The 6,618-nt window shown below is 72.8% G+C and carries 4 protein-coding genes; 2 read left to right on the top strand and 2 right to left on the bottom strand.

Translation table 11 applies throughout. The features are described from left to right. Positions 1-88: 88 nt before the first annotated feature. Both ACZ5NJ_RS33515 and ACZ5NJ_RS33510 read right to left on the bottom strand, forming a co-directional pair. Positions 89-931 carry a hypothetical protein gene (locus ACZ5NJ_RS33515; protein ID WP_468769983.1) on the bottom strand — a complete coding sequence of 281 codons (843 nt, stop codon included), beginning with the start codon at positions 929-931 and terminating at the stop codon, positions 89-91. Between the two features lie 76 nt (positions 932-1,007). Continuing rightward, entirely contained in the window at positions 1,008-2,609 is a 1,602-nt protein-coding gene (locus ACZ5NJ_RS33510) for an MDR family MFS transporter (RefSeq protein ID WP_468769981.1), read from the bottom strand. Between the two features lie 377 nt (positions 2,610-2,986). Here ACZ5NJ_RS33510 and ACZ5NJ_RS33505 point away from each other — a divergent pair, with 377 nt between their 5' ends. Together ACZ5NJ_RS33505 and ACZ5NJ_RS33500 are read left to right on the top strand one after the other, a co-directional pair. Further along, positions 2,987-3,763, top strand: coding sequence for an ABC transporter ATP-binding protein (locus tag ACZ5NJ_RS33505; protein WP_468769979.1), 777 nt, complete (start codon positions 2,987-2,989; stop codon positions 3,761-3,763). Then, a complete protein-coding gene (locus ACZ5NJ_RS33500; RefSeq protein WP_468769978.1) occupies positions 3,760-6,333 on the top strand; it encodes an ABC transporter permease in 2,574 nt (857 codons plus the stop codon). Before ACZ5NJ_RS33505 ends, ACZ5NJ_RS33500 begins: the two co-directional genes overlap by 4 nt. The last annotated feature ends 285 nt before the right edge of the window (positions 6,334-6,618 follow it).

Below are 6,618 nucleotides of genomic sequence, written 5' to 3'. Positions count from 1 at the left end.
GCGATCTGGCACAACCGGGCCACCGGAACACCGATCACACGATCACTGATCGCCTACGACCACTGACCAGGACTTCGGACTTACTCGTCTAGGCCGCCGGCTGGAGAGGGGCGGCCGGGGCGGTTCCGAGGCGGTAGGGGTCGCTGCGCAGGCCGCGGGAGGTGACCACCACCGTGAGCGGGGTTGTCGCGCCCGGCGGGAGGGTGGCCGTGAGGGTGCCCGTGGCCGGGTCCTGGACCGTCGGGAGCGGGGTGTCGTCGACCGTGAGGCGGGGGTCGGTGAAGCCGCCGCCCTCGACCGTGAGCACGCCGTCCCCGGTGACGGCGGCGTGGGTGATCACCGGGTTGCCGCGGGTGGCCATCTTGTTCACCAGGTACGCACCCGCCGGCGCGCCGGTCAGCGCCCAGATCTCGGACGGGAGCTCGGGGAGGCCGGCGCCCACGTCGGAGAGGAAGAACAGGACGACGTAGAGCATCGTCACCACGCTCAGGGCGACGTACTGGAGGTCCACGAGGTCGGTGCGGCCGCTGTCGTTGGCGATCAGCTCGCGCAGCGGCCGGCGTCCGGTGGCGGTGGGCCTCGGGGCCGGCTTGGCCAGGGTGCCGTGTTCCACCCTGATCCCGACCACCGTCTTCGCCCCGATCAGGGCGAGGTAGGGGCCGCCGAGCAGCGGGAGGTAGACCCGGGTCAGGGCGGAGAGCGGGCCGTGCTCGCCGCGGAACCAGCCGATGCCGCCGCCGGCCGTCAGCCCGTAGCCGAGACTCGCGAGCAGCAGCCAGACCAGGATCACGGTCCAGGCCAGCGCGAGGGTGGTCGAGGTGGAGAGCCGGCCGTCGCGGCCGGTGACGAAGCCCGCCCTGCGGTACAGCCGCAGGGCGACGGGTCCGGCCAGGGCGGCCAGTAACGCCAGTGCGAAGAGTGCGGATGCCATGTCGTCCCCCCGGGTGTGCGGTCCTGGGGAGAGCCTCACCCGGGCGGGGCGGCCATGACAAGTTGTCAAGCGGCCGTCATTCGTGTTCCGGCAGGACCGGGAACCGCCTCGGCGCCACGAGCAGCAGGACCAGCAGCGCCGCCACCCCGGCGAACGCCGCGCCGAGGAAGATGTGGTGCACCGCGGCCGCCACCGCGCCCCGCAGGTGTGCGGACGCGGCCCGCGAGAGGCTGCCCGGCTCGGCCAGGGCCCGGGACACGTCGTCCAGCCGGTGCGGCAGGCCCGGCAGGTGCTCCCGTCCCAGCCGGGAGGCGACGGTCGCGTTGGCCACCGCGCCCATCAGCGCGGCCCCCACGGCCTGGCCGACGGTGCGGCAGAACAGCACCGAGGCGGTCGTCGTGCCGCGTTCGGCCCAGTCCACCGTGGACTGCACCCCCACCACCAGCGGCAGCTGGAACAGGCCCAGCGCGGCGCCCAGCAGCAGCATGATCAGCGCCGGCTGCCAGATCCGCGCCGGGTAAGGCAGCAGGGTGAAGGAGAACAGGACGACCGCGGCCAGCCCCATCCCCAGGGCGGCGGTGTCGCGGAAGCCGATGCGCCGGTACACGTGCTGGCAGACGGCGGCCGACAGCGGCCAGCTCAGCGTCATCAGCGCCGTCATCAGCCCTGCCCCCACCGGCCCGAGCCCGAGGACGGACTGGGCGTAGGTCGGCATGAACACCATCGGGGCGACCATCAGCAGCCCCAGTGCCCCCATCGCCAGGTTGACGGCGGCGATGGTCCGCCGGCGCCACACCCACCCGGGCAGGATCGGGTCCCCGGCCCGCCGTTCCACCCGGACCACCACCGCCGCCAGCACCGCGCTGGCGCCCAGCAGCCCCAGCGAGGGCGCGGACAGCCAGGGCCAGGCGACCCCGCCCTGGACCAGGGCGAACAGCAGCAGCCCGCCGCAGGCGAAGATCCCGAGCGCCCCCGCCCAGTCCACCGGCCCGCGGTGCGCGGGGGCGCGCCGGGGTTCGACGAGGTGGCGGCCGGTCAGCCACAGCGCCAGCCCGGCCATCGGCACGTTGATCAGGAAGGTCCAGCGCCAGCCCGCGTAGCCGGCGATCAGTCCGCCGAGGGCCGGGCCGATGAGCGCGCAGCTCGCCCACACGGTGGTCATGCGGGCCTGGATGCGCGGGCGGTCGCGCAGCGGGTAGAGGTCGGCGGCCAGGGTCTGCACGGTGCTCTGCAGGGCGCCGCCGCCCAGCCCCTGGACGATCCGGAAGGCGATCAGCGCGCCCATGTTCCAGGCGGAGGCGCACAGCAGGGAGCCGGCCAGGAAGAGGGCCGTGCCGAAGAGCAGGACCGGTTTGCGGCCGAAGGTGTCGCTGAGCTTGCCGTAGACGGGGAGGGTGACGGTCACGGCGAGGAGGTAGCCGGAGAAGAGCCAGGAGAAGACGGCGAAGCCGCCGATGTCCCCGACGATCTGGGGGACGGCGGTGGAGACGATCGTGGTGTCGAGGGCGACCAGGGCCATGGACAGCATCAGTGAGGCGACGACCCGCGCCGGCGGCCTGCCCTGCACGGGTGGGGCGGCCCCCGTCTCGGCCCCCGCCTCCTCGGCTGAAACCTTTCTCCCGGGTGTGCCGGCCGGCTTCTTGCCGGAGCCCGCGCCCCCGCTTTTCTCCGTCTCCATCACGTTCCCCCTTCGTCCGCGCAGACACCCTCTCACCGGGGTGCGCCCGGCGGAATCCCCATCTCACGCGGGTGCCCCGGGCCGTGCGGGCCGTGTGCCCCCTACGTCCGGTCCGTCGAAGGGCGGACGTCCCCTAGGGGTCCCTCCCCATTTGGGTCCAGAGGACTTTCGTCCCGGCGGAGGAGGCCGGACGGCCTGATCCGTCTTTGACTGGTGCACAGGGGAGAGGGCCGCGGGGGCGAGGTGGGGTTAACCCCCCGGCCGATACGGCGACGGGCACCAGCGCGCCGGACACCCCGGGTTCAGCAGACTTCACGACGGCGACGCACGTACGCCGTACGCACACCGACAGGGGAGAGAACACCGTGACAACGGCGATGACCGAGACCAGGCACGGAAGCGACGGGGGACACGGCTCCGTGGCCGCACGGGCGCGCCAGGTCGTCAAGGCGTACGGCTCCGGCGAGACCCGCGTCGTCGCCCTCGACCACGTGGACGTGGACATCCACCGCGGCCGGTTCACCGCGATCATGGGCCCCTCCGGCTCCGGCAAGTCCACCCTCATGCACTGCCTGGCCGGCCTGGACACGGTGACCAGCGGCCGGATCCACCTGGAGGACACCGAGATCACCGGCCTGAAGGACAAGAAGCTCACCCAGCTGCGCCGCGACAGGATCGGTTTCATCTTCCAGGCGTTCAACCTGCTTCCGACGCTGAACGCCCTGGAGAACATCACCCTCCCCATGGACATCGCGGGCCGCAGGCCCGACCCGCAGTGGCTGGACCGGGTCGTGGAGACCGTCGGCCTCGCCGGGCGGCTGGGGCACCGCCCGACCGAGCTGTCCGGCGGCCAGCAGCAGCGCGTGGCGGTCGCCCGCGCCCTCGCCGCCCGCCCGGCGATCATCTTCGGCGACGAGCCCACCGGAAACCTGGACTCGCGGGCCGGCGCCGAGGTCCTCGGCTTCCTGCGCCAGTCGGTGGACGAGCTCGCCCAGACCATCGTGATGGTCACCCACGACCCGGTCGCCGCGTCCTACGCCGACCGCGTCGTCTTCCTGGCCGACGGACGCATCGTCGACGAGATGTACGCGCCCACCGCCGACCAGGTCCTGGACCGGATGAAGGACTTCGACGCGCGCGGGCGGACCTCGTGACCGTCATGAAGACCGCGCGGCGCAACTTCGTCGCGCACAAGGGCCGGATGGCGCTGTCCGCCATCGCCGTGCTCCTCTCGGTCGCCTTCGTCTGCGGGACCCTGGTGTTCACCGACACCATGAACACCACCTTCGACAAGCTGTTCGCCGTCACCAGTTCCGACGTCACCGTCAGCCCCAAGGAGCCCGCCGACGGCGAGGCCGACCCGAACCGCGGCCGCCCGCAGGTGCTGCCCGGCTCGGCCGTGGAGAAGGTGCGCGGCGCCGAGGGCGTGAAGTCCGCCGAGGGCGGCGTCCTCTCGACGGCCGTCACCGTCGTCGACTCCAGGAACGAGAACATGGGGTCGACCACCGGCGCCCCCACCATCGCCGGCAACTGGACCGACGGCGAACTCAAGTCCATGAAGATCACCTCCGGCCGGGCCCCGCGCGGACCGACCGAGATGATGGTCGACGCCGACACCGCCGCCAAGCACCACCTGAAGCTCGGCGACGAACTGCGCACCATCGCCGTCACCGGTGACGTCCGCGCGAAGATCAGCGGCATCGCCTCCTTCACCGTGACCAACCCGGGCGCGGCGATCGTCTACTTCGACACCGCCACCGCCCAGGAGAAGCTCCTCGGCGCGCCCGGCACCTTCACGCACGTCAGCGTCACCGCCAAGGACGGCGTCAGCGACGAGCAGCTGAAGAAGAACGTGGCCTCGGTCCTCGGCGCGGACACCTACAAGCTGCAGACCGCCAAGGAGTCCACGGCCGCCAACAAGAAGGACATGGGCTTCCTCGACGTCATGAAGTACGTGATGCTCGGGTTCGCCGGCATCGCCTTCCTCGTCGGCATCTTCCTGATCTTCAACACCTTCTCCATGCTGGTCGCCCAGCGCACCCGCGAGATCGGCCTGATGCGCGCCATCGGCTCCGACCGGCGACAGATCAACCGCTCGGTGCTGCTGGAGGCCCTCCTGCTGGGCGTCGTCGGCTCCGCCGCCGGTGTCGCGGCGGGCGTCGGCCTGGCCGTCGGCCTGATGAAGCTCATGGGCTCCATGGGCATGCACCTGTCCACCGGCGACCTGACGGTCCGCTGGACGACCCCGGTCGCCGGCCTGGTCCTGGGCACCGTCGTCACCGTCGTCGCCGCCTACGTCCCGGCCCGCCGGGCCGGCAAGGTCTCCCCGATGGCCGCCCTGCGCGACGCCGGCACCCCCGGCGACCGCAAGGCCGGCGCGGTCCGCGCCGTCCTCGGCCTGGTCCTCACCGGGACCGGCGCCGCGGCCCTGTTCCTCGCCGCGGCCGCCGACCAGGCCTCCGCCGGCTCGCTGTGGCTGGCCGTCGGCGTCCTGTTCAGCCTGATCGGCTTCATCGTGATCGGCCCGCTGCTGGCGGGCGTCGTGGTCCGGCTGCTCGCCGCGCCCGTCCTGCGGCCCTTCGGCTCCGTCGGCCGGCTCGCCGAGCGCAACGCCCTGCGCAACCCGCGCCGTACCGGGGCCACGGCCGCCGCACTGATGATCGGACTGGCGCTGGTCGCCTGCCTGTCGGTCGTCGGCTCCTCGATGGTGGCCTCCGCCACCGACGAGCTCGACCGCACCGTCGGCGCCGACTACATCGTCGCCTCCCAGGGCGGCCAGCCGCTGATGCCGCAGGCCGAGCAGGCCATGCGCGCCGTCAAGGGCCTGGACCACGTCACCGCCTACCGCGAGGTCGAGGCGCGGATCACCGCCCCGGACGGCACCTCCGCCCAGGACCGGCTCAGTGCCACCGACCCCTCCTACGCCCAGGACGTCCGCCGCAAGACGAGCGCCGGACAGCACCAGGACGCGTACGCGCCCGGCGCGATGGCGGTGGGCTCGGAGTACGCCGCCCAGCACCACGTGAAGATAGGGGACGAACTGGGCGTGGCCTTCAACGGCGGCAAGACCGTCAAGCTGAAGGTCGCCGCGATCACCCTGGACGAGGGCAACCTCGACAAGGGCGTGAAGTACGTCAGCACCGCCACCGCCGAGGCCAACCTGCCGGCCGACCGGCTGCCGCGCCCGTTCATGCTGCTGGCCAAGGCCGAGAAGGGGCAGGCCGACAGCGCGTACACGGCGCTCAAGGCGGCCATGGCCGAGTACCCGCAGTACAAGGTGCTCAACCAGACCGACTACAAGAAGGACCTCAAGGACCAGGTCGGGCAACTGCTCGACATGGTCTACGGCCTCCTCGCCCTGGCGATCATCGTCGCGGTGCTGGGCGTCGTGAACACCCTGGCCCTCTCGGTGGTCGAGCGGACCCGCGAGATCGGCCTGATGCGCGCCATCGGCCTCTCGCGCCGCCAGCTGCGCCGGATGATCCGCCTGGAATCGGTGGTCATCGCCCTCTTCGGCGCCCTGCTGGGCCTGGGACTGGGCATGGGCTGGGGCGCCACCGCACAGCAGCTGCTCGCCCTCCAGGGCCTGAAGGTGCTGGAGATCCCGTGGGCGACGATCATCGCGGTCTTCGCCGGCTCGGCCCTGGTGGGCCTGTTCGCCGCACTGGTCCCGGCGTTCCGGGCGGGGCGGATGAACGTCCTGAACGCGATCGCCAGCGAGTAGCCTCCGGCGGTCGGACGGGGGAAGACCCGGGGGCCCCACGGGCCCCCGGAACCCCGGGGGAGCACGGGGGTCCCACGGGGGAGGCCCCGGGAACCCCCCGGGGGAAGTACGGGGGCCTCCGGGAGGCCCCCGGACCCTGCGCGGGACATGTGGGGGTCCCCGCGGGGGAGCATCGGGCCCTGCGGTCCGGGGGCCCATGGGGGAGTACGGGGGAACGCGCCGGCCCCGGCCCGTCCGGGAGGGCGGGCCGGGGCCGGCACGCTGCCTCATCGTCCTCGGGTGGGC

The organism is Streptomyces sp. NPDC032091 (genome assembly GCF_055580265.1).
The sequence above is the reverse complement of the archived record's forward strand: the minus strand, read 5'-3'. Positions and strand labels throughout refer to the sequence as shown.

Bases quoted from the DNA above. Each gene is read 5' to 3' on its own strand.
- ACZ5NJ_RS33515 (WP_468769983.1), bottom strand. From the start codon at position 931: ATGGCATCCGCACTCTTCGCACTGGCGTTACTGGCCGCCCTGGCCGGA.
- ACZ5NJ_RS33510 (WP_468769981.1), bottom strand. From the start codon at position 2,609: ATGGAGACGGAGAAAAGCGGGGGCGCGGGCTCCGGCAAGAAGCCGGCC.
- ACZ5NJ_RS33505 (WP_468769979.1), top strand. From the start codon at position 2,987: ATGACCGAGACCAGGCACGGAAGCGACGGGGGACACGGCTCCGTGGCC.